General features: G+C 55.1%; 19 protein-coding genes. 9 read left to right on the forward strand and 10 right to left on the reverse strand.

The genetic code is table 11. The annotated features are described in order from the left end of the window. Positions 1-57 precede the first annotated feature (57 nt). The 5 genes from ftsZ (at position 58) to mutT (ending at position 6,227) form a co-directional block, all read left to right on the forward strand. The gene (gene ftsZ, locus IM282_RS05770; protein ID WP_022647048.1) at positions 58-1,209 is read left to right on the forward strand and encodes a cell division protein FtsZ; all 1,152 of its coding nucleotides are present in this window, start codon (positions 58-60) and stop codon (positions 1,207-1,209) included. A 101-nt stretch (positions 1,210-1,310) separates the two neighbouring features. Further along, entirely contained in the window at positions 1,311-2,228 is a 918-nt protein-coding gene (lpxC, locus tag IM282_RS05775; RefSeq protein WP_003856337.1) for a UDP-3-O-acyl-N-acetylglucosamine deacetylase, read from the forward strand. A 280-nt stretch (positions 2,229-2,508) separates the two neighbouring features. Continuing rightward, on the forward strand, positions 2,509-3,012 hold the full coding sequence (secM, locus tag IM282_RS05780; RefSeq protein WP_105323059.1) for a secA translation cis-regulator SecM: 504 nt from the start codon (positions 2,509-2,511) through the stop codon (positions 3,010-3,012). 59 nt (positions 3,013-3,071) lie between these two features. Then, entirely contained in the window at positions 3,072-5,777 is a 2,706-nt protein-coding gene (gene secA / locus IM282_RS05785; RefSeq protein WP_022647050.1) for a preprotein translocase subunit SecA, read from the forward strand. Between the two features lie 57 nt (positions 5,778-5,834). Continuing rightward, a complete protein-coding gene (gene mutT / locus IM282_RS05790; protein WP_032625594.1) occupies positions 5,835-6,227 on the forward strand; it encodes an 8-oxo-dGTP diphosphatase MutT in 393 nt (130 codons plus the stop codon). 34 nt (positions 6,228-6,261) lie between these two features. Here mutT and yacG read toward each other — a convergent pair whose 3' ends face one another. From yacG to coaE, 3 genes are read right to left on the reverse strand one after another with little or no spacing between them, the layout of a single operon-like run. Continuing rightward, positions 6,262-6,456, reverse strand: coding sequence for a DNA gyrase inhibitor YacG (gene yacG, locus IM282_RS05795; RefSeq protein WP_003856332.1), 195 nt, complete (start codon positions 6,454-6,456; stop codon positions 6,262-6,264). Between the two features lie 9 nt (positions 6,457-6,465). Next, positions 6,466-7,209: a cell division protein ZapD gene (zapD, locus tag IM282_RS05800; RefSeq protein WP_022647052.1), complete on the reverse strand. Its 744-nt coding sequence runs from the start codon at positions 7,207-7,209 to the stop codon at positions 6,466-6,468. Continuing rightward, the gene (gene coaE, locus IM282_RS05805) at positions 7,209-7,829 is read right to left on the reverse strand and encodes a dephospho-CoA kinase (RefSeq protein WP_192970221.1); all 621 of its coding nucleotides are present in this window, start codon (positions 7,827-7,829) and stop codon (positions 7,209-7,211) included. The genes zapD and coaE overlap by 1 nt, the downstream gene beginning before the upstream one ends. A 228-nt stretch (positions 7,830-8,057) precedes the next feature. Between coaE and IM282_RS05810 the strand changes: the two genes are divergently transcribed. Continuing rightward, positions 8,058-9,101, forward strand: a complete 1,044-nt coding sequence (locus tag IM282_RS05810; RefSeq protein ID WP_022647054.1) for a GMP reductase — start codon at positions 8,058-8,060, stop codon at positions 9,099-9,101. 33 nt (positions 9,102-9,134) lie between these two features. Here IM282_RS05810 and hofC read toward each other — a convergent pair whose 3' ends face one another. The 4 genes from hofC to nadC all read right to left on the reverse strand — a co-directional run bounded on the left by hofC (position 9,135) and on the right by nadC (position 13,206). Then, positions 9,135-10,319, reverse strand: a complete 1,185-nt coding sequence (hofC, locus tag IM282_RS05815; protein ID WP_192970222.1) for a protein transport protein HofC — start codon at positions 10,317-10,319, stop codon at positions 9,135-9,137. Next, on the reverse strand, positions 10,309-11,688 hold the full coding sequence (gene gspE, locus IM282_RS05820; protein WP_022647056.1) for a type II secretion system protein GspE: 1,380 nt from the start codon (positions 11,686-11,688) through the stop codon (positions 10,309-10,311). The genes hofC and gspE overlap by 11 nt, the downstream gene beginning before the upstream one ends. A gap of 12 nt (positions 11,689-11,700) precedes the next feature. After that, positions 11,701-12,138: a prepilin peptidase-dependent pilin gene (ppdD, locus tag IM282_RS05825; protein WP_023299332.1), complete on the reverse strand. Its 438-nt coding sequence runs from the start codon at positions 12,136-12,138 to the stop codon at positions 11,701-11,703. Between the two features lie 174 nt (positions 12,139-12,312). Continuing rightward, positions 12,313-13,206, reverse strand: coding sequence for a carboxylating nicotinate-nucleotide diphosphorylase (gene nadC / locus IM282_RS05830; protein WP_157508437.1), 894 nt, complete (start codon positions 13,204-13,206; stop codon positions 12,313-12,315). A gap of 87 nt (positions 13,207-13,293) precedes the next feature. On the opposite strand from nadC, the gene ampD reads away from it, so the two are divergent. Beyond that, entirely contained in the window at positions 13,294-13,857 is a 564-nt protein-coding gene (ampD, locus tag IM282_RS05835) for a 1,6-anhydro-N-acetylmuramyl-L-alanine amidase AmpD (RefSeq protein WP_022647059.1), read from the forward strand. Next, positions 13,854-14,708, forward strand: coding sequence for a beta-lactamase regulator AmpE (gene ampE, locus IM282_RS05840; RefSeq protein WP_023299333.1), 855 nt, complete (start codon positions 13,854-13,856; stop codon positions 14,706-14,708). Before ampD ends, ampE begins: the two co-directional genes overlap by 4 nt. An 18-nt stretch (positions 14,709-14,726) precedes the next feature. Here the strand turns inward: ampE and IM282_RS05845 are convergent, their stop codons facing one another. The 3 genes from IM282_RS05845 to aroP all read right to left on the reverse strand — a co-directional run bounded on the left by IM282_RS05845 (position 14,727) and on the right by aroP (position 18,620). Further along, the gene (locus IM282_RS05845; RefSeq protein WP_063148365.1) at positions 14,727-15,677 is read right to left on the reverse strand and encodes a family 43 glycosylhydrolase; all 951 of its coding nucleotides are present in this window, start codon (positions 15,675-15,677) and stop codon (positions 14,727-14,729) included. A 10-nt stretch (positions 15,678-15,687) separates the two neighbouring features. Then, positions 15,688-17,085, reverse strand: coding sequence for a glycoside-pentoside-hexuronide (GPH):cation symporter (locus tag IM282_RS05850; RefSeq protein WP_022647062.1), 1,398 nt, complete (start codon positions 17,083-17,085; stop codon positions 15,688-15,690). Positions 17,086-17,249: 164 nt separating this feature from the next. Beyond that, entirely contained in the window at positions 17,250-18,620 is a 1,371-nt protein-coding gene (gene aroP, locus IM282_RS05855) for an aromatic amino acid transporter AroP (protein ID WP_023299335.1), read from the reverse strand. Between the two features lie 537 nt (positions 18,621-19,157). Between aroP and pdhR the strand changes: the two genes are divergently transcribed. Next, positions 19,158-19,922: a pyruvate dehydrogenase complex transcriptional repressor PdhR gene (pdhR, locus tag IM282_RS05860; RefSeq protein ID WP_006173806.1), complete on the forward strand. Its 765-nt coding sequence runs from the start codon at positions 19,158-19,160 to the stop codon at positions 19,920-19,922. The last annotated feature ends 5 nt before the right edge of the window (positions 19,923-19,927 follow it).

Here is a 19,927-nt window from a genome sequence, read left to right on the forward strand (position 1 = left end):
TAAGAGACCGGAGAGAATTAGCGGTCTCGGGCGACAGGCACAACGGAGAGAGAGATTATGTTTGAACCTATGGAATTAACCAACGACGCGGTGATTAAAGTCATCGGCGTCGGTGGCGGCGGCGGTAACGCCGTAGAGCACATGGTGCGCGAGCGCATCGAAGGTGTTGAATTCTTCGCGGTGAACACCGATGCGCAGGCGCTGCGTAAAACGGCTGTTGGCCAGACGATTCAGATCGGTGGTGGCATCACCAAAGGTCTGGGAGCAGGGGCTAACCCGGAAGTGGGCCGCAACGCGGCTGAAGAAGATCGTGAAGCGCTGCGCGCTGCACTGGACGGTGCAGACATGGTCTTCATCGCAGCGGGTATGGGCGGCGGTACAGGTACCGGTGCAGCACCCGTTGTGGCGGAAGTCGCTAAAGATTTAGGTATTCTGACCGTTGCTGTCGTGACCAAGCCTTTCAACTTTGAAGGTAAGAAGCGTATGGCTTTCGCGGAGCAGGGTATCACCGAGCTGTCCAAGCACGTGGACTCTCTGATTACCATTCCGAACGACAAGCTGCTGAAAGTGCTGGGTCGCGGTATCTCTCTGCTGGACGCCTTTGGCGCGGCAAACGACGTGCTGAAAGGCGCGGTTCAGGGTATCGCTGAACTGATTACCCGTCCTGGCCTGATGAACGTTGACTTTGCAGACGTTCGCACAGTGATGTCCGAGATGGGCTACGCGATGATGGGCTCTGGCGTGGCGAGCGGTGAAGACCGTGCGGAAGAAGCCGCTGAAATGGCGATCTCTTCTCCACTGCTGGAAGATATCGATCTGTCTGGCGCGCGCGGCGTGCTGGTCAACATTACCGCTGGCTTTGACCTGCGTCTGGATGAGTTCGAAACCGTGGGTAACACCATCCGTGCATTCGCCTCTGACAACGCTACCGTTGTTATCGGTACGTCCCTTGACCCGGAAATGAACGACGAACTGCGTGTGACTGTTGTGGCCACCGGTATCGGTATGGACAAGCGTCCTGAGATCACCCTCGTGACCAACAAACAGACTCAGCAGCCGGTGATGGATCGTTACCAGCAGCACGGTATGTCGCCTCTGACTCAGGAGCAAAAACCGGCTGCGAAAGTGGTGAACGACCCGACTCCACAAACGGCAAAAGAGCCAGATTATCTGGATATCCCGGCGTTCCTGCGTAAGCAAGCTGACTAAGAATTGGCTGGAATTTGGGGATTTGCGCTCTTTGTGCTAAACTGGCCCACCGTTAGTGATATACACTCTCGGTTGGATAGTTAATTTGGCGAGATTATACGATGATCAAACAAAGGACACTTAAACGTATCGTTCAGGCGACGGGTGTCGGTTTACATACCGGCAAGAAAGTCACACTGACGTTACGCCCTGCGCCGGCCAATACCGGGGTCATCTATCGTCGCACCGACTTGAATCCACCGGTAGATTTTCCGGCCGATGCCAAATCTGTGCGTGATACTATGCTCTGTACTTGTCTGGTGAACGAGCATGACGTGCGGATTTCTACCGTAGAGCACCTGAACGCCGCCCTGGCGGGTCTGGGTATCGACAACATTATGGTTGAAGTCGATGCGCCAGAAATCCCGATCATGGACGGGAGTGCTGCTCCGTTCGTTTATTTGTTGCTGGATGCCGGCATCGAAGAACTGAACTGCGCGAAGAAATTTGTTCGCATTAAAGAGACCGTTCGCGTCGAAGATGGCGACAAATGGGCTGAATTCAAACCGTACAATGGTTTCTCGTTGGACTTCACCATCGATTTTAACCATCCGGCGATTGACTCCAGCACCCAGCGCTATGCGATGAACTTCTCTGCGGATGCGTTCATGCGTCAGATCAGCCGAGCACGTACCTTCGGCTTTATGCGTGATATCGAATATCTGCAATCCCGCGGCCTGTGCCTGGGCGGCAGCTTCGATTGTGCCATCGTTGTTGACGATTATCGCGTACTGAACGAAGACGGTCTGCGTTTTGAAGATGAATTTGTTCGTCACAAAATGCTGGACGCGATCGGCGACCTCTTCATGTGTGGTCACAACATCATTGGTGCCTTTACCGCGTTTAAATCCGGTCATGCACTGAACAACAAACTGTTGCAGGCCGTCCTGGCAAAACAGGAAGCCTGGGAATATGTGACCTTCGAAGACGAAGCTGAACTGCCGCTGGCGTTCAAAGCCCCGACTATGGTCCTGGCGTAACGGTTAAAGCCGTTTCGTAAGAAAAGCGACTGGTTCACCTGGTACTCTCTCCGACCAGGGAAGCCAGTCGTTTTTATTTCTGCCCTTTCTGGATTTGTCTCTCTCACCCCTGGCCTGTGTTGGGTGCCAAATAACGGTGTGTTCGCTGCATTAATGACCGTTTTTACCTGCTGCAAGGTGTCATTCCTGCTGTCGTGTATTGGCTTTAGTGGTAATATCTGGGCGCTAAAAAAGAATAACTGAACTCAGCCTGCACTGGCGGGCGAACGTGGTGGAGCAAGTGAGCGGAATACTGACGCGCTGGCGACAATTTGGCAGACGTTACTTCTGGCCGCATCTCTTATTGGGGATGGTCGCGGCGAGTCTCGGCTTGCCTGTGCTCAGCAACAGCGCAGACGCGGCAACCCCAGCACGTTCCACGACGACCAAGCACGATCTCACCACGCGGGTTAACTTCACTAATCTCGCATGGCTTGAAGCCAGTCGTCGTCCCAATTTCTCCGTTGATTACTGGCAGCAACACGCGATTCGCACGGTTATTCGCCATCTGTCGTTCGCGATGGCGCCGCAGACGATGCCTGTTGCTGAAGAAACGCTGCCGGTCCAGGCTCAGCACCTTGCTCTGCTCGATACGCTCAATGCGCTTCTGACGCAGGACAACCAGCCGCCTGTGACCGTGAGTCAGACGGCGCAAACTGCTTTTGTTTCCCCCGCATCCTTCTCTGTTTCGGCCTGGATTAGCCAGGTTCACGGCATCCGTGCCGGGCCTCAACGCCTCAGCTAAATTAACCCTTTTTCAATACCTTAATTTATCTGCCCGACTGGGGCGTTTGAGAATTTATTATGCTAATCAAATTATTAACCAAAGTTTTTGGTAGTCGTAACGATCGTACCCTGCGCCGCATGCGCAAAGCTGTGAACGTCATCAACGGTATGGAACCGGCGATGGAGAAGCTCTCTGATGATGAACTGAAAGCAAAAACCGCGGAGTTCCGTGCGCGTCTGGAGAAAGGCGAAACCTTAGAAAGCCTGATCCCGGAAGCCTTTGCCGTAGTACGTGAGGCCAGTAAACGCGTGTTCGGCATGCGTCACTTCGACGTGCAGCTGCTGGGCGGGATGGTGCTCAACGAGCGCTGCATCGCGGAAATGCGTACCGGTGAAGGTAAAACCCTGACTGCAACGCTGCCGGCTTACCTGAATGCGCTGACGGGTAAGGGCGTTCACGTTGTTACCGTCAACGACTATCTGGCGCAACGCGACGCCGAAAATAACCGTCCACTGTTCGAATTCCTCGGCATGACCGTGGGCATTAACATGTCCGGCCTGCCGGCACCTGCGAAGCGTGAAGCCTACAACGCGGACATCACCTACGGCACCAACAACGAATACGGCTTCGACTACCTGCGTGACAACATGGCGTTCAGCCCTGAAGAGCGCGTCCAGCGTAAACTGCACTATGCGCTGGTGGATGAGGTTGACTCCATTCTGATCGATGAAGCGCGTACCCCGCTGATCATCTCCGGCCCGGCCGAAGACAGCTCCGAGATGTACCGTAAAGTCGACAAAATCATTCCACACCTGCTGCGTCAGGAGAAAGAAGACTCCGATACTTTCCAGGGTGAAGGTCACTTCTCCGTGGATGAAAAAGCGCGTCAGGTCAACCTGACCGAACGCGGCCTGGTGAAAATCGAAGAGCTGCTGGTGGCTGAAGGCATTATGGAAGAGGGCGAGTCTCTGTACTCCCCGAGCAACATCATGCTGATGCACCACGTAACGGCTGCACTGCGCGCGCACGCCCTGTTCACCCGCGACGTTGACTATATCGTTAAAGACGGTGAAGTCATCATCGTCGATGAACACACCGGTCGTACCATGCAGGGACGTCGCTGGTCCGATGGTCTGCACCAGGCCGTGGAAGCGAAAGAAGGCGTGGATATTCAGAACGAAAACCAGACGCTGGCCTCTATCACCTTCCAGAACTACTTCCGTCTGTACGAGAAGCTGGCGGGGATGACCGGTACCGCAGATACCGAAGCGTTTGAGTTTAGCTCCATCTATAAGCTGGATACCGTGGTAGTACCAACCAACCGTCCAATGATCCGTAAGGATATGCCGGACCTGGTATACATGACCGAAGCGGAAAAAATCCAGGCGATCATCGAAGATATTCGCGATCGTACCGCGAAGGGCCAGCCGGTTCTGGTGGGGACCATCTCCATCGAGAAATCTGAAGTGGTGTCTAACGAGCTGACCAAGGCGGGCATCAAGCACAACGTGCTGAACGCCAAGTTCCACGCTAAAGAAGCAGATATCGTTGCGCAGGCGGGTTACCCGGCTGCCGTAACCATCGCTACCAACATGGCGGGTCGTGGTACCGATATTATGCTCGGCGGTAGCTGGCAGGCCGAAGTGGCCGAGCTGGAAAACCCAACCCCGGAGCAAATCGCGCAGATCAAAGCCGACTGGCAGGTGCGTCACGACGCGGTGCTGGCATCCGGTGGTCTGCACATCATTGGTACCGAGCGTCATGAATCTCGTCGTATCGATAACCAGCTGCGCGGTCGTGCGGGCCGTCAGGGTGATGCCGGTTCTTCCCGCTTCTATCTGTCCATGGAAGATGCGCTGATGCGTATTTTCGCCTCTGACCGTGTGTCCGGCATGATGCGTAAACTGGGCATGAAACCTGGCGAAGCGATCGAGCACCCGTGGGTTACCAAAGCGATTGCCAACGCCCAGCGTAAAGTAGAAAGCCGCAACTTCGACATTCGTAAGCAACTGCTGGAATATGATGACGTTGCCAACGACCAGCGTCGTGCGATCTATACCCAGCGTAACGAACTGCTGGACGTGTCCGACGTGAGCGAAACCATCAACAGCATTCGCGAAGATGTGTTCAAAGCCACTATCGACGCGCACATTCCACCGCAGTCTCTGGAAGAGATGTGGGATATCGAAGGCCTGCAGGAACGTCTGAAAAACGACTTCGACCTCGAACTGCCAATCAAAGAGTGGCTGGACAAAGAGCCTGAGCTGCACGAAGAGACCCTGCGCGAGCGTATCTACGAAACCGCGCTGGACGTCTATAAGCGTAAGGAAGAAGTGGTTGGCGCTGAGATGATGCGTCACTTCGAGAAAGGCGTAATGTTGCAGACCCTGGACTCCCTGTGGAAAGAGCACCTGGCGGCGATGGACTACCTGCGTCAGGGTATCCACCTGCGTGGTTATGCGCAGAAAGATCCGAAGCAGGAGTACAAGCGTGAATCCTTCTCCATGTTTGCTGCCATGCTGGAGTCGCTGAAGTATGAAGTCATCAGCACTCTGAGCAAAGTTCAGGTGCGTATGCCGGAAGAAGTGGAAGCGATGGAGCAGCAGCGTCGTGAAGAAGCTGAGCGTCTGGCACAGATGCAGCAGCTGAGCCATCAGACCGATGAGAGCGAAGCCGCAGCAGCAATCGCAGCGCAAACGGGCGATCGTAAAGTCGGTCGTAACGATCCGTGCCCATGCGGTTCCGGCAAAAAATACAAGGCGTGCCACGGCCGCCTGAGCTAAGAACATAACAAACCGAAAAGGCGCAGATATCTGCGCCTTTTTTATGGACGTGACATGATGAAAACACTGCAAATTGCTGTCGGGATCATTCGCAACCCGCAAAACCAGATCTTCATTACCCAACGTGCCGCCGATGCGCATATGGCCAACAAATGGGAATTCCCCGGCGGAAAAATCGAATCAGGTGAAACGCCGGAGCAGGCGCTGGTGCGTGAGCTTCAGGAAGAGGTGGGGATCACCCCGCATGGCGCAACGCTGTTCGATAAGCTGGAGTACCAGTTTCCGGACAGGCACATCACGCTGTGGTTCTGGCTGGTGGAAAACTGGGAAGGTGAGCCATGGGGAAAAGAGGGGCAGCCGGGTAACTGGATTGAGCTTCAGGCCAGTGATGCGGAAAAATTCCCGCCTGCCAATGAGCCTGTGATCCTCCGGCTGGTCGCACAACCGTAGGCCTGCTAAGCGAAGCGCCAGCAGGCTTTAAATGTTACTGCTGGTTTTCGCTCCAGTCATCGCTATCCGAGAGATCGCCTTCGCTCGGAATGCGTTTCTCTTCCGCCGCCCATTCGCCCAGGTCAATAAGTTGACAGCGTTTGCAGCAGAATGGGCGAAATGGACTCACTTCTCCCCAGACGACAGTTTTCCCACAGGTTGGGCAGTTTACGGTGGTTACGTCAGACATCGGCACTCCTTAACAACAGGCCAGTTCAAAATCGAGGCGTTCCGGCACGGTGCCATGCTCACTGTCCAGCGGCATAAAGCGGATCGCGAAACGGCTTTTATGTCCGGAAATTTGCGGGTAAAGCTGCTCGCCAAGAGAGAGATTCAAACGCAGAAGATCGGCGTCGTCGCCGTTATCCTGATAAAAACCGTTGAGACTGGTCTGCTTGCGGAACGGGGCAGAGTTACGCACAAGATCGAGGATCAGGGATAACGTTTGATTCATCGGCTCCAGACTGCCCATCCAGCTGTTTACCTGGCGATCGCGCTGTTCCTGCGGCATGTGCAGCCACATATGCAGCGTTGGAAGGTCAAAGCTACAGCAACCGCCCGGTATGCTCAGACGCTGACGCACCAGCGCAATCAGACGGTCCTCGCGTAAAAATTGTCCAACGCGCGGCGCGGCCATCAGCGTCGCGCTGCTGTTTTTTAGCTGCTGGCGTAAAGCGTCAATTCGACTTTTATCTACACCCGGTACTTCGGCCCAGGCCTGTAATTTACGCTGCTGGCGCTCCAGCTCTTTCAACAGCTCAGTGCGGACATCGCCGCGTTCAATCACATCCAGCAGATCGCCCACGTTGCGGAAAAAATGCAGCGCGGTGGCATGATCGTTGACGGGCAGATGTTGTGAAAGTTGTTGAATAAGAAATTCTATGCGTAGCCAGGTACGCATTTTTTCGTTAAGCGGATGCTCAAAAAGGATATGAGTCGACATTATGGTTTTTCCTGTGCAACGGCCTGCGCGGCGAAGGTCAGATACTGCGCGTGCAGACGAGCAACATCCGATGCAATGGCATCTGGTGCGCCGTTATTATCAATAACATCATCCGCAACGGCGAGGCGCGCTTCGCGCGTGGCCTGTGCGGCAAGAATTTGTTCAGCATGCTCGCGTGAAACATGGTCACGCGCCATGGTTCTCTGGATTTGCGTTTCGCGGGAAACGTCAATCACCAGCGTTCTGTCCGCCTTATTCTGTAGCTGATTTTCCACCAGTAACGGGATCACCCACAACACATAGGGCGAACTGGCTGCGGCAATCTGACGCTGAGTTTCATGGTGGATAATGGGGTGGAGCAGGGCATTAAGCCAGGCTTTTTCCGCCGGATCGGAAAATATGCACTCACGCAGCTGCCGACGATTCAGGGTGCTGTCAGCCTGTATCACACGGCGACCAAAATGCGCTTCGATGGCGTTTAAGGCGGGTGTATTGGGTTCTACCACCTGACGGGCAATGATATCGGCGTCGATAATCGTGATGCCGAGACGAGCAAACGCGTGCGCAACGGTGCTTTTACCACTACCGATGCCGCCGGTTAATGCGACGATATACCCCATTAAATCAGATCCTGGGAATTATTCAGTTTTAAAATCAGTTGCTTAAAATTCAAACTTACAACAGCCAATGTTTAGCTCTCTTTACCCGCTTTTTACCAGGTAAATTTATAGGATTGTAGCGTAAAAAAAGAGAATTTCGCAGTCTTGCGGAGCAGGTATTAGTGCGTATGATAGCGTCACTGGAGTTGTGCTTTTAATATATTTGCCTCTAACCCCAGGAATCCGCACATGCGTATCGAAGAAGATCTGAAGTTAGGTTTCAAAGACGTTCTTATCCGCCCTAAACGCTCTACACTGAAAAGTCGCTCAGACGTTGAACTCGAACGTCAATTCACCTTTAAGCATTCCGGTCAGACGTGGTCTGGCGTGCCGATTATCGCGGCCAACATGGACACCGTCGGGACCTTCGAGATGGCGACCGCGCTGGCGCAATTCGACATCCTTACTGCGGTACATAAACACTACAGCCCTGAGGAGTGGAATGCGTTTGTCGCCTCCGCCTCGGCTGACGTGGTGAAGCATGTGATGGTCTCGACCGGTACGTCTGATGCAGATTTCGAGAAAACCAAACAGATCCTGAACGCCAATCCGGCGCTGAATTTTGTCTGCATTGACGTGGCAAATGGTTATTCCGAGCATTTCGTCCAGTTCGTCAGCAAGGCGCGTGAAGCCTGGCCAACCAAAACCATCATCGCGGGCAACGTGGTGACCGGTGAAATGTGTGAAGAGCTGATCCTCTCCGGGGCCGACATTGTGAAAGTAGGCATTGGCCCGGGGTCCGTTTGCACCACGCGCGTGAAAACCGGTGTGGGTTATCCGCAGCTGTCTGCGGTAATTGAATGCGCTGACGCCGCGCACGGTCTGGGCGGCCAGATCATCAGCGACGGTGGCTGCACCATGCCAGGCGATGTGGCGAAAGCCTTCGGCGGCGGCGCGGACTTCGTGATGCTCGGTGGCATGCTGGCCGGCCACGAAGAGAGCGGTGGTACCGTGGTGGAAGAGAACGGTGAGAAATTCATGCTGTTCTACGGAATGAGCTCTGAATCTGCGATGACCCGTCACGTGGGTGGTGTCGCGAAATACCGTGCGGCGGAAGGCAAAACCGTTAAGCTGCCACTGCGTGGCCCGGTCGAAAACACGGCGCGCGATATCCTCGGCGGTCTGCGTTCTGCCTGCACCTACGTGGGGGCTTCCCGCCTGAAAGAGCTGACGAAACGCACGACGTTTATCCGCGTTCAGGAGCAGGAAAACCGCGTATTTAATAGCCTCTGACGGCTACGGCTGGCGCGCGTCCGTGCGCCAGCATTACCCCGCGCTCATTGCATCCCCCAGATGGAAAATTGGCAGATACATCGCCACCACCAGCGTGCCAATAATCAGACCTGTCACGACCAGTAGCAAAGGCTCAAGAAGCGCCGCCAGATTGTCTGCCTGCTGGAATGTCTGTTCCGTATGATGGCGGGCCAGATTCATCAGCATCACATCCAGTGAACCCGACACTTCTCCAGTGCGAATGAGCTGAATACACAGTGGTGTAAAAACAGAGGACTTCTGGAAGGAGGACCACACGGGCATCCCCTGTTCGATATCGCTGCGTATCTCACGGAGTTTCTCCTGCCAGTAGCCACTCTCAACGGTTTCCTCCACACTCTCCAGTCCTTGTAAAAAGGCAATCCCGGCCTGCTGGGTTAATGACAGCACGGTAAAAATTTGCCCCAGTTTTTGCCCACGCATCAGCGTGCCCATCACCGGTACGTGTAATAAGACATACTGCCAGCGCGGATGCCGCCGCAGCTTACAGGCGATGACAACCATTGCCACGAGCAGGGCCAAAAGAGTGAGGATATGCGCCTGAACCAGGGCCGCCAGCCCCATGACTGCCTGCGTGAGCAAAGGGAGCGGGGTGTTGAACGTTTTGTAGATTGCAGCAAACTCAGGCAACACCAGCGTGACCATCGCCAGCACCACGAAAACGGCCAGCGTCAGGATGATCAGCGGATAGCGCAGCGCTTTCTTCACCTTTGCACTGAGCTGCTGCTGGGATTTTTGCTGCAGCGCAAGCTGACGGCAGCAGGCTTCGAGCTTACCCGTCAGCTCACCCGTCTTCACCATCGAGACATAAAGGGGGCTAAACACCTCTGGCCATTTCTTCATGGCCTCTGACAGGGCGCAACCTTCGCTCAGGTCATCAGCAAGACTGTGCAGCAGCGCCTGCCAGTGCTTCAAAGGATGCTGTTCCGCCAGCATGTGCAGGCTTTGGGACAGCGTAAGTCCGGCCTGTAGCAGCGTGGCGAGCTGGCGAAAAATATCGTAGCAGTGTTGCACCTGCCATCGGTGTCGCTGCTGGCAGCGTTTTAGCGCCAGCGGGTGCAGCTGTTTAAGCACCAGAGCCGTGTAAGCTGCGTTACGGTCGATGGCCCAGAGGGTGCCGGTTTGCACCTCCCCCTCGGTGGTCAGGGCACGCCAGCGCCAGAGCGAATTAGCAGCCATCGGGCATTCCCAGGACGCGCAACAGCTCTTCGAGCGTGGTCAGCCCTTGCTCCACGGCCATGCAGCCGTGCTCAAACAAAGATGTCATTCCCGCCTGACGAGCGCTTGACCCAATCACCTCCGTGCTTGCTCCGCTGGCGATGGCCTGCCGCAGCGTGTCGTCGATGACGAGCACTTCAAAAATGGCTACGCGACCATAAAAACCGTGGTAGCAGCGCTCGCAACCGGTGGGTTGCCAGCGAGGAAGCGGCCGGGGCCACAGCGTGCGAGGTAATTCGGTGTGGCGGCTGGCTTCCTGTCGGCAGTACGGGCATAAACGACGCACCAGCCGCTGGGCAATCACCATCGAGAGCGCCGAAGAGATCATCCAGCGCGCGACGCCCATCTGTTGCAACCGTACCAGCGTTTCAGTCGTCGAATTAGTATGAAGGGTGGACAGCACCAGATGCCCGGTTTGCGCCGCCTTAATGGCAATTTCTGCCGTTTCGCCGTCACGAATTTCACCCACCATAATGATGTCAGGATCCTGCCTGAGCAGGGCACGCAGCACGCTCTGGAAGGTCAGCCCCGCGCGCGGATTAATCTGCGTCTGGTTTAAGCCTGCAAGCGGGATTTCAACGGGATCTTCCACGCTGCAAATATTAACGTCAGGGGTATTTCGCGCCTGTAACGCACTGTACAGCGTCACCGTTTTCCCGCTACCGGTCGGGCCGGTGACCAGAATCAACCCCTGAGGGCTGTTAAGCGCCCCGGCAAAACGGGCCTGCTGGTCTGCACTCATCCCCAGCAGTTCAAGCTCCAGTGCCTGCTGTACCTGGTGAAGCAGACGAAGCACGATTTTTTCTCCACCGCTACAGGGAAGGGTTGCGATACGAAAAGAGACGGGGACGCTTGCCAGCTCCACCGTAAACTGACCGTCCTGCGGCAGGCGGCGCTCCGCAATATCCAGTTGGCCCAGCACCTTCAGGCGTGCGGCAAGCGTCGTACCGAGGGCGGCGGAAACCGGCGGTTGCGGGTAGAGAACACCGTCGATTCGCAAACGGATCTGGTAGCCGTGCTCAGTCGGTTCAATATGGATGTCAGAAGCCCGCTGGTTCACTGCCTGCTGCAACGTTGTACTGAGCACGTCAGCGGCTGAGTTTGGCACTATTCCCGGCAGGTGTGATGATGAGAGGGACTGAAGCCGTTTTTCCATCCGTTCGGCCGTCCAGCACTCAATATCAATACGTTTCTGCGTGGCGAAGCGTAACGCTTCCATCAGCTCAGAGGCAGGATTACCCACCACCGCAATGCTGATCATCTCGGTGTCGCTTGCGAGTAGCAGTGCGTGATGGCGCTGACAGAGCGTCATAAGCTGTTCGGTGTTCATTGTCCACTCCTGTCAGTTGTTGTCGAAGCGGAAAACATCTTCACAGGCTTGTCTGAGCGCCGTGTCGGACGCAATGTTGCAGGCACGCGTCCAGCCCGTCATACCGTTACCGTCGCTCCAGATCGGTGTCATGAGCACTTCAAGTCCGTTAAGGCTTTCCTGCCCTGTTAACGATACGACCCCCTTCGCCACGCTCATCGCTGAAACGTAACGCGTGGTAGTCGGGGAGGGGATGCCATTGGTTCCTGCGTCGCAGCGATCCACACCACCACGATCCAGGGCGCAAAGCTCAATAGCGGTGCGGTAGGGAATGAACGTTTGCAGCATATCGGTGAGCGCTGCTTTTCGCAGGTAGTTCTGATAGGCCGGGATGCCAATCGCGCTCAGGATGGCAATAATGCCAATGACCACCATTAGCTCAATCAGGGTAAATCCTTGTTGTCTGTTCATATCTGCTCCTTACGTTAAGTGGCGCTACTGTGGCAGTACCGGCGCGCAGAAACGAGGGGCAAAAGCGCGAACGTGAAAGGACTTTCAGGGAAATGATTCAGTGTTGCAGAGAAGGACAGCGTAATTGCGAGCGGTTTCGTATTTCCCCTCTCCGGGCGGAGAGGGGAAGATCAGTTATTTGAAGCGCATCGAGAGGTCCAGGGCACGTACGTGCTTGGTCAGGGCGCCAACGGAGATATAATCGACGCCGGTTTCAGCAAATTCGCGGAGGGTGTCGAACGTCACGTTGCCGGACACCTCAAGTTGCGCCTGGCCGTTTGTGCGTTTGACCGCTTCACGCATCTGCTCCGTGTCGAAGTTATCGAGCATGATGATGTCAGCCCCCGCTTTAATGGCCTCGTCCAGCTCATCCAGCGTTTCCACTTCCACTTCGACCGGCACATCCGGATGCAGCCAGAAGGCTTTTTCCACGGCCTGACGTACCGAGCCAGAGGCAATAATGTGGTTCTCTTTGATCAGGAAGGCATCGGATAGCCCCAGACGATGGTTGGCGCCGCCACCGCAGAGCACGGCGTATTTCAGCGCGGTGCGCAGGCCCGGCAGGGTTTTACGGGTATCCAGCAGCTGCGTGCGGGTGCCTGCCAGCAGGTCAACGTAGCGGCGTACTTCACTGGCAACGCCAGAGAGCGTTTGCACAAAATTGAGCGCGGTGCGTTCACCGGTCAGCAAGACGCGGGACGGGCCGTCCAGCTCGAACAGTGGCTGATTTGCCGTGACCGCATCACCGTCCTCAACGTGCCATGTTATCTGCACCTCGTCGCCCGCCAGCTGGGTAAAGACCTCCTCAACCCAGCGTTTGCCGCAGAAAACCCCCGCTTCGCGGGTGATGACTACCGCGTGCGACCGTGTCTCTTTTGGCAACAATTGGGCGGTAATATCGTTATCGGCGCTGACGTCACCGCCGAGGTCTTCTCTCAGGGCATGGGCAACGCTTGCCGGGATATCACTATTAATACGTTCCAGAAGCGCGTCACGTCGGTGGTCGGGGTTATAGCGGCGAGGCGGCATGATAAAACTCCAAATTGGTAACGAATCATAATATTGAAACATGCTACTCTGAACCGAGTAACAGCACCATAGATAAGGAGTTCCAGCATGTTGTTAGAAAACGGATGGCTGGTGGACGCGCGACATGTACCGTCGCCGCACCACGATTGCCGCCCGGAGGATGAAAAGCCCACACTGCTGGTGGTTCACAACATAAGTCTCCCGCCAGGTGAGTTTGGCGGTCCGTGGATCGACGCGTTATTCACAGGAACGATAGATCCCGATGCTCATCCTTACTTTGCTGAGATTGCGCATTTGCGCGTATCGGCGCACTGCCTGATCCGCCGTGATGGCGAAGTGGTTCAGTATGTTCCTTTTGATAAGCGAGCCTGGCATGCCGGCGTGTCGATGTATCAGGGGCGCGAGCGGTGCAATGATTTCTCCATTGGAATTGAACTGGAAGGAACGGACACCACGCCTTACACCGATGCGCAATATCAGAAACTGGTTGCTGTGACGCAAACTTTAGTGGGGCTTTATCCCGCCATTGCAGACAATATTACGGGGCACAGCGACATCGCCCCCGAAAGAAAAACCGACCCCGGCCCGGCGTTTGACTGGTCCCGGTTTCACGCCATGCTTACCACGTCGTCAGATAAGGAGATAACATGACGTTGTTTACCATGCTGCTGGTTATGATCGCCGAACGCCTGTTTAAGCTCGGCGAGCACTGGCATCTGGATCATCGGCTGGAAGTGTTATTCCGCCGGATCAGGCATTTTTCCATGCTACGCACGCTGCTTATGACGGCAGGTGTGATGGTGATTACGTTCCTGTTGCTACGCTCACTTTACGGCCTCTTTTTCAACGTGCCGCTGCTGGTGGTATGGATACTGCTGGGCGTGTTGTGTATTGGCGCGGGCAAGGTGCGTTTGCACTATCACGCGTATCTGAAAGCTGCTTCCCGGGATGATGTCCACGCGCGCGGCGCGATGGCGAGCGAGCTGACGATGATCCACGGCGTACCGCCGGACTGCGATGAACGCGAATTTCTGCGCGAGCTACAAAACGCGCTGCTGTGGATTAACTTCCGTTACTACCTGGCGCCGCTGTTCTGGTTTGTGGTGGGCGGTCCATGGGGACCGGTACTGCTGATGGGCTATGCTTTTCTGCGCGCCTGGCAGACCTGGCTTGCCCGCTACCTTACGCCGCATGAACGTCTCCAGTCCGGCATTGATGCCATTCTGCACGTGCTCGACTGGCTTCCGGTGCGACTGGTCGGCGTGGTCTATGCCCTCATCGGTCACGGTGAAAAGGCGTTGCCAGCGTGGTTTGCCTCCCTTGCAGACCGCCATACCGCGCAGTATCAGGTCTTAACCCGACTGGCTCAATTCTCGCTGGCTCGCGAGCCGCACACGAATAAAGTCGAAACGCCTAAAGCTGCCGTCTCGATGGCGAAAAAAACGTCGTTTGTGGTGGTGGTGATTGTGGCGTTGCTGACGATTTACGGCACGCTGGTCTGACCCAGCGCGCCGAAGCCGTTACAGCGTATCCGCAGGCGGGATGCCGAAATCAGGCATCCCGTTGTCGTCCCAGCGGACGAGCTTCAGGCGAGTGTGGCGATTCGGATCGTAAAGCGGATCGCCTTCAATTTCAGTGTAGTTTCGCGCGTGGTAGACCAGCACATCGTCGCCTTCCGGCGTCTGCGTAAAGCTGTTATGGCCTGGTCCATACTGACGGTTTTCGTAGCTGGTGACGAACACCGGGCGCGGGGATTTATGCCAGTTAGCCGGGTTTTGCGGATCGGCATCTACGTCTATCCACAGTAATCCCATGCAGTAATTCTCGTCGGTGGCGCTGGCGGAATAGCTGATAAATAGCTTATCGCCATGGAACAGCACCGCCGGGCCTTCGTTGACCCAGAATCCGCGGCACTCCCAGTCATATTCCGGTTTACTGAGCATCACCGGCTCGCCTTTCAGCGTCCACGGATTTTCCATTTCACACAGGTAAAGATTGGAGTTACCGGAAATGTCCGGGGCTTTTTGCGCCCACAGATACCAGCGTTTGCCCTGATGCACAAAGGTAGTGGCATCCAGCGCGAAGGTGTCAAACGGGGTTTTGATTTGCCCTTTTTCCACCCACGTACCGGTGAGCGGATCGCGATCTGCGCATTCAATGGCGAACATGCGATGCTGGAACATCCCGAGTTCGTCGAGCGCCTGGGTATGTGTGGCGGCAAAGTAGATGTACCACTTGCCGTCGATATGATGCAGTTCCGGTGCCCAGATCAGCTGGCTCATCGGGCCGGTGTCGGGCTTGCGCCAGACAACTACCTCTTCGGCATTGCCTAAATCTTCCAGCGAGTCCGCGCGGCGGATCGCCAGCCGGTCATACTCCGGCACGGAGGCGATAAAGTAATATTGTCCTTCGTGACGCAGGATATACGGGTCGGCGCGTTGTTCAATAAACGGGTTTGGCCAGGTTTGCATTCGGCTTTCCTTATTTAGTCTCAGCGGCTTTAAATTCCTGATAGTCGCTCAGTTCACGATAGTTGGTGCGACGCTTCTCCAGATCGGACTGGATTTGCTTCATGGTCTCACGGTCCACTTTCAGCAGACGTACAACGCCCGCGGTAATTAAATATCCAATGCCAGGAATGACGGTAAAGAGCAGCACAATGCCGTTGATGGCATCCGCGCTCTGCGCTTTTGCGCCCGCGTCATAACCGTACCAGGAGAGCAGGAAGCCAACCATCGCCCCGGCAATCGCCAGACCCAGCTTCAGGAAGAAGATGTTGCCGGAGAAGCTTATCCCGGTGATACGTTTCCCGGTTTTCCATTCACCGTAGTCGTCCACGTCGGCCATCAGTGACCAGTGCAGAGGGGATGGGATCTGGTGCAGGATATTCAGCAGGACGTAAAGCACAACAATGGTTGTCGTCGCTTTCGGGTCGAAGAAGTAGAAGGCGCAGGAGAAAATCGCCAGCGCGATGTTGGTCCAGAAGAAGACCTTCAGCTTGCACCAGCGGTCGGTCAGCACTTTCGCCAGCATACTGCCGAACATCATGCCGACAACGCCCAGGCTGATAAACAGCGTGGCGAAATGGGTGCTTTGCCCCATTACCCAGGTGACGTAATACATGGTGGCCGCCATGCGGATAAAGCCCGGGCAGACGTTGCAGAGCGTCAGAAGCAGGATGCGCACCCACTGGTCATTCTTCCACACATCCTTCAGGTCGTTTTTCAGTTCGTCATGGGTTTGTACCGCCGGGCGAACGCGCTCGCGCACCGTGGCGAAGCAGAACAGGAACATGCAAGTACCAATCAGCGCCAGCACGGTCATCGCCATCTGGTAGCCTTTGGCTTTGTTATCCCCACCGAACCAGTCAGCCATTGGCAGGAGCGTAAGCGACAGCAGCAGCGTGGCGATACCGACCATAACAAAACGATAGGACTGGCAGGCTACGCGCTCTTTTGGGTCGTTGGTGATCACGCCACCGAGCGAGCAGTACGGAATGTTGATGGCGGTATAGGTCAGCGACAGCAGGAAGTAGGTGACAAATGCATAGATAACTTTGCTGTTATAGCTCCACTCTGGGGTGGTGAACATCAGGATGCTGAACAGCGCATAGGGGAAGGCAATCCACAGTAGCCATGGACGAAATCGGCCATATTTGCTGCGGGTACGGTCGGCAATCGCGCCCATGATTGGGTCCGTTACGGCGTCAATCACGCGAACGGACAGCAGCAGTACCCCAACCAGCGCAGGCGCCAGACCAAAAATATCCGTATAAAAATAGTTAACAAATAACATGATGGCGCCAAAGATAATGTTGCATCCGGCGTCACCCATGCCATAGCCGATCTTTTCTTTTACTGACAGTTTGTTGTTATCCATCGACAGATCTCCGGGTTTCGGTATGGAGAGAATTATTCGCTGGCAAACGGATATATGCGTTGCAATATAAGGGCGGTGATATGGAGGATTTTGCTGTTGGCGTGAATTTGTGAGGAAGGTAACAAGACGCTGTACCCGCAACCGCGGGTACAGCGAGAAAACACTTAGTGCGCTTTCACCGTTTTGGCATTTTTCTGTTTCACCATATAGCCCACGCCGAGGATCGCAATCCACACCGGGATGAGGTAGACGGAAATCGCCATGCCTGGCGTGATGAGCATGATGACCAGCACGGCCGCCATGAACAGCAGGCAAACCCAGTTCCCCAGCGGATAGAGCAGGGCAGGGAAGCGCGTGGTTACGCCCTGCTGCTGCTTGGCGCGGCGGAACTTGATGTGCGCGAGGCTAATCATCGCCCAGTTGATCACCAGCGCGGAAACCACCAACGCCATCAGCAGGCCGAAGGCCGATTCCGGTGCCAGGTAGTTAATCAGAACGCAAAGCGCCGTCACGACCGCCGACACGATAATGGTGTTAACCGGTACGCCACGTTTATCAACGGTAAGCAGCGCTTTCGGTGCGTTGCCCTGTTGCGCCAGGCCGAACAGCATACGGCTGTTGCAGTAAACGCAGCTGTTATAAACAGAGAGCGCGGCGGTCAGCACTACGACGTTAAGCGCGTTCGCCACGAAGGTGTCGCCCAGCTCGTGGAAGATCAGCACAAACGGGCTGGTATCCGCCGTGACGCGTGTCCATGGCAGCAGGGAGAGCAGGACCGCCAGGGAGCCCACGTAGAAGATCAGAATACGGTAGATAACCTGATTTGTGGCTTTCGGGATGCTCTGCTCCGGGTTGTCGGCTTCCGCGGCGGTGATGCCCACCAGCTCCAGACCGCCGAAGGAGAACATAATGATCGCCATCATCATTACCAGGCCGGTCATGCCGTGCGGCAGGAACCCGCCCTGTTCCCAGAGGTTGCGCACGGTTGCCTGCGGGCCACCGTTGCCGCTGAAGAGCAGCCAGCCGCCAAAAATGATCATCGCTACAACGGCAATTACTTTGATAATGGCGAACCAGAACTCCATTTCTCCAAACACTTTCACGTTGGTCAGGTTAATGGCGTTGATCAGCACGAAGAAGACTGCCGCAGACGCCCAGGTGGGGATCTCCGGGTACCAGAATTGAATGTATTTACCGACGGCGGTGAGTTCCGCCATAGCAACCAGCACGTAAAGAACCCAGTAGTTCCATCCAGAGGCGAAGCCCGCAAAGCTGCCCCAGTATTTATAGGCAAAGTGGCTAAAAGAGCCTGCAACCGGCTCCTCAACGACCATTTCCCCTAACTGGCGCATAATCAAAAACGCAATGAAACCTGCAATCGCGTAACCCAGAATAATGCCCGGACCGGCCGACTGGATAACGGACGCACTGCCCAGAAACAGGCCAGTACCAATAGCACCGCCCAGGGCGATGAGCTGAATATGGCGGTTTTTAAGGCCGCGCTTTAGCTGATCGCCATGCTGTTGAGCTTCCATTTGAAACCTCGTGTGTGGTTGTTATGTTCACGCTGTGCGTGTGTAATTATGAAAGTCCATATTCTGTATTTATTTCTTTACGGTTAACGATACCGAAAAAAGCGGAGATGGCTTCCGTTAGCGCCAGAATAGTGGTAAGTGCCAGCGAATGCACCTGCTTTATGAAGGGATGATGACGACTTGAATAAAAAGAAACCAATTGTAAATCGGTACGTTAAACCCTCATACCCCAACCTATAGAATAGAAATGCGTCATAAGTGGACGAATTTTCATATTTTGCCTTGTTGAATCGCTTCAGATTGCAAAATCCCTCGTTTAAATATGGTTAAAACTGCCCCTTTGGGAGTAACCATTTCATTTGTGCAAAGTTACATTCCTGAAACGTTAGTTCTGTAAGGTTGTTAAAATGTGCCGGGTTTCCTGATTTCAATCAAAACCAATATGGACAGAAGGTGAATACTTTGTTACTTTAGCGATACGAACATGAAATTGGTAAGACCAATTGACTCCGGGCAAAAAGGCGTAAGACAGGGAATATGGCCTACAGCAAAATTCGCCAACCAAAACTTTCCGATGTGATTGAGCAGCAGCTGGAGTTTTTGATTCTCGAAGGGACACTGCGCCCGGGCGAGAAACTCCCGCCAGAACGCGAGCTGGCAAAACAGTTCGACGTTTCACGCCCCTCTCTGCGTGAGGCGATTCAACGTCTCGAAGCAAAGGGCCTGTTGCTCCGTCGTCAGGGTGGCGGAACCTTTGTGCAAAACAGCCTGTGGCAGAGCTTCAGCGACCCGCTGGTAGAACTTCTCTCTGACCACCCAGAATCCCAGTTTGATCTGCTTGAGACCCGTCACGCGCTGGAAGGTATCGCGGCCTATTACGCCGCCCTTCGCAGCACTGATGAAGACCGCGTACGTATTCGCGAGCTGCATCAGGCCATTGAACGGGCACAGCAGTCCGGCGACTTAGACGCCGAATCCAGCGCCGTTGTCCAGTATCAAATTGCCGTCACCGAAGCAGCGCACAACGTGGTGCTCCTCCATCTGCTACGCTGCATGGAGCCCATGCTGGCCCAGAACGTTCGTCAGAATTTTGAATTGTTGTATGCCCGTCGGGAGATGCTCCCGCTGGTAAGCAACCATCGCACCCGAGTATTCGAGGCGATAATGGCCGGGGAACCGGAGCAGGCGCGTGAAGCGTCGCACCGCCATCTGGCTTTCATTGAGGAAATCTTGCTGGACCGCAGCCGTGAACAATCGCGTCGCGAGCGTTCATTGCGCCGCATACAGCAACGAAAGGATTAAGCGCC

It is taken from the genome of Enterobacter cloacae complex sp. P29RS, assembly GCF_014893445.1.
GTDB lineage: Bacteria > Pseudomonadota > Gammaproteobacteria > Enterobacterales > Enterobacteriaceae > Enterobacter > Enterobacter intestinihominis.

What these genes read in the sequence shown, in the direction of transcription:
- ftsZ (WP_022647048.1), top strand. Translation starts at nt 58, where the DNA reads ATGTTTGAACCTATGGAATTAACCAACGACGCGGTGATTAAAGTCATC.
- lpxC (WP_003856337.1), top strand. Translation starts at nt 1,311, where the DNA reads ATGATCAAACAAAGGACACTTAAACGTATCGTTCAGGCGACGGGTGTC.
- secA (WP_022647050.1), top strand. Translation starts at nt 3,072, where the DNA reads ATGCTAATCAAATTATTAACCAAAGTTTTTGGTAGTCGTAACGATCGT.
- mutT (WP_032625594.1), top strand. Translation starts at nt 5,835, where the DNA reads ATGAAAACACTGCAAATTGCTGTCGGGATCATTCGCAACCCGCAAAAC.
- yacG (WP_003856332.1), bottom strand. Translation starts at nt 6,456, where the DNA reads ATGTCTGACGTAACCACCGTAAACTGCCCAACCTGTGGGAAAACTGTC.
- zapD (WP_022647052.1), bottom strand. Translation starts at nt 7,209, where the DNA reads ATGTCGACTCATATCCTTTTTGAGCATCCGCTTAACGAAAAAATGCGT.
- coaE (WP_192970221.1), bottom strand. Translation starts at nt 7,829, where the DNA reads ATGGGGTATATCGTCGCATTAACCGGCGGCATCGGTAGTGGTAAAAGC.
- IM282_RS05810 (WP_022647054.1), top strand. Translation starts at nt 8,058, where the DNA reads ATGCGTATCGAAGAAGATCTGAAGTTAGGTTTCAAAGACGTTCTTATC.
- hofC (WP_192970222.1), bottom strand. Translation starts at nt 10,319, where the DNA reads ATGGCTGCTAATTCGCTCTGGCGCTGGCGTGCCCTGACCACCGAGGGG.
- gspE (WP_022647056.1), bottom strand. Translation starts at nt 11,688, where the DNA reads ATGAACACCGAACAGCTTATGACGCTCTGTCAGCGCCATCACGCACTG.
- ppdD (WP_023299332.1), bottom strand. Translation starts at nt 12,138, where the DNA reads ATGAACAGACAACAAGGATTTACCCTGATTGAGCTAATGGTGGTCATT.
- nadC (WP_157508437.1), bottom strand. Translation starts at nt 13,206, where the DNA reads ATGCCGCCTCGCCGCTATAACCCCGACCACCGACGTGACGCGCTTCTG.
- ampD (WP_022647059.1), top strand. Translation starts at nt 13,294, where the DNA reads ATGTTGTTAGAAAACGGATGGCTGGTGGACGCGCGACATGTACCGTCG.
- ampE (WP_023299333.1), top strand. Translation starts at nt 13,854, where the DNA reads ATGACGTTGTTTACCATGCTGCTGGTTATGATCGCCGAACGCCTGTTT.
- IM282_RS05845 (WP_063148365.1), bottom strand. Translation starts at nt 15,677, where the DNA reads ATGCAAACCTGGCCAAACCCGTTTATTGAACAACGCGCCGACCCGTAT.
- IM282_RS05850 (WP_022647062.1), bottom strand. Translation starts at nt 17,085, where the DNA reads ATGGATAACAACAAACTGTCAGTAAAAGAAAAGATCGGCTATGGCATG.
- aroP (WP_023299335.1), bottom strand. Translation starts at nt 18,620, where the DNA reads ATGGAAGCTCAACAGCATGGCGATCAGCTAAAGCGCGGCCTTAAAAAC.
- pdhR (WP_006173806.1), top strand. Translation starts at nt 19,158, where the DNA reads ATGGCCTACAGCAAAATTCGCCAACCAAAACTTTCCGATGTGATTGAG.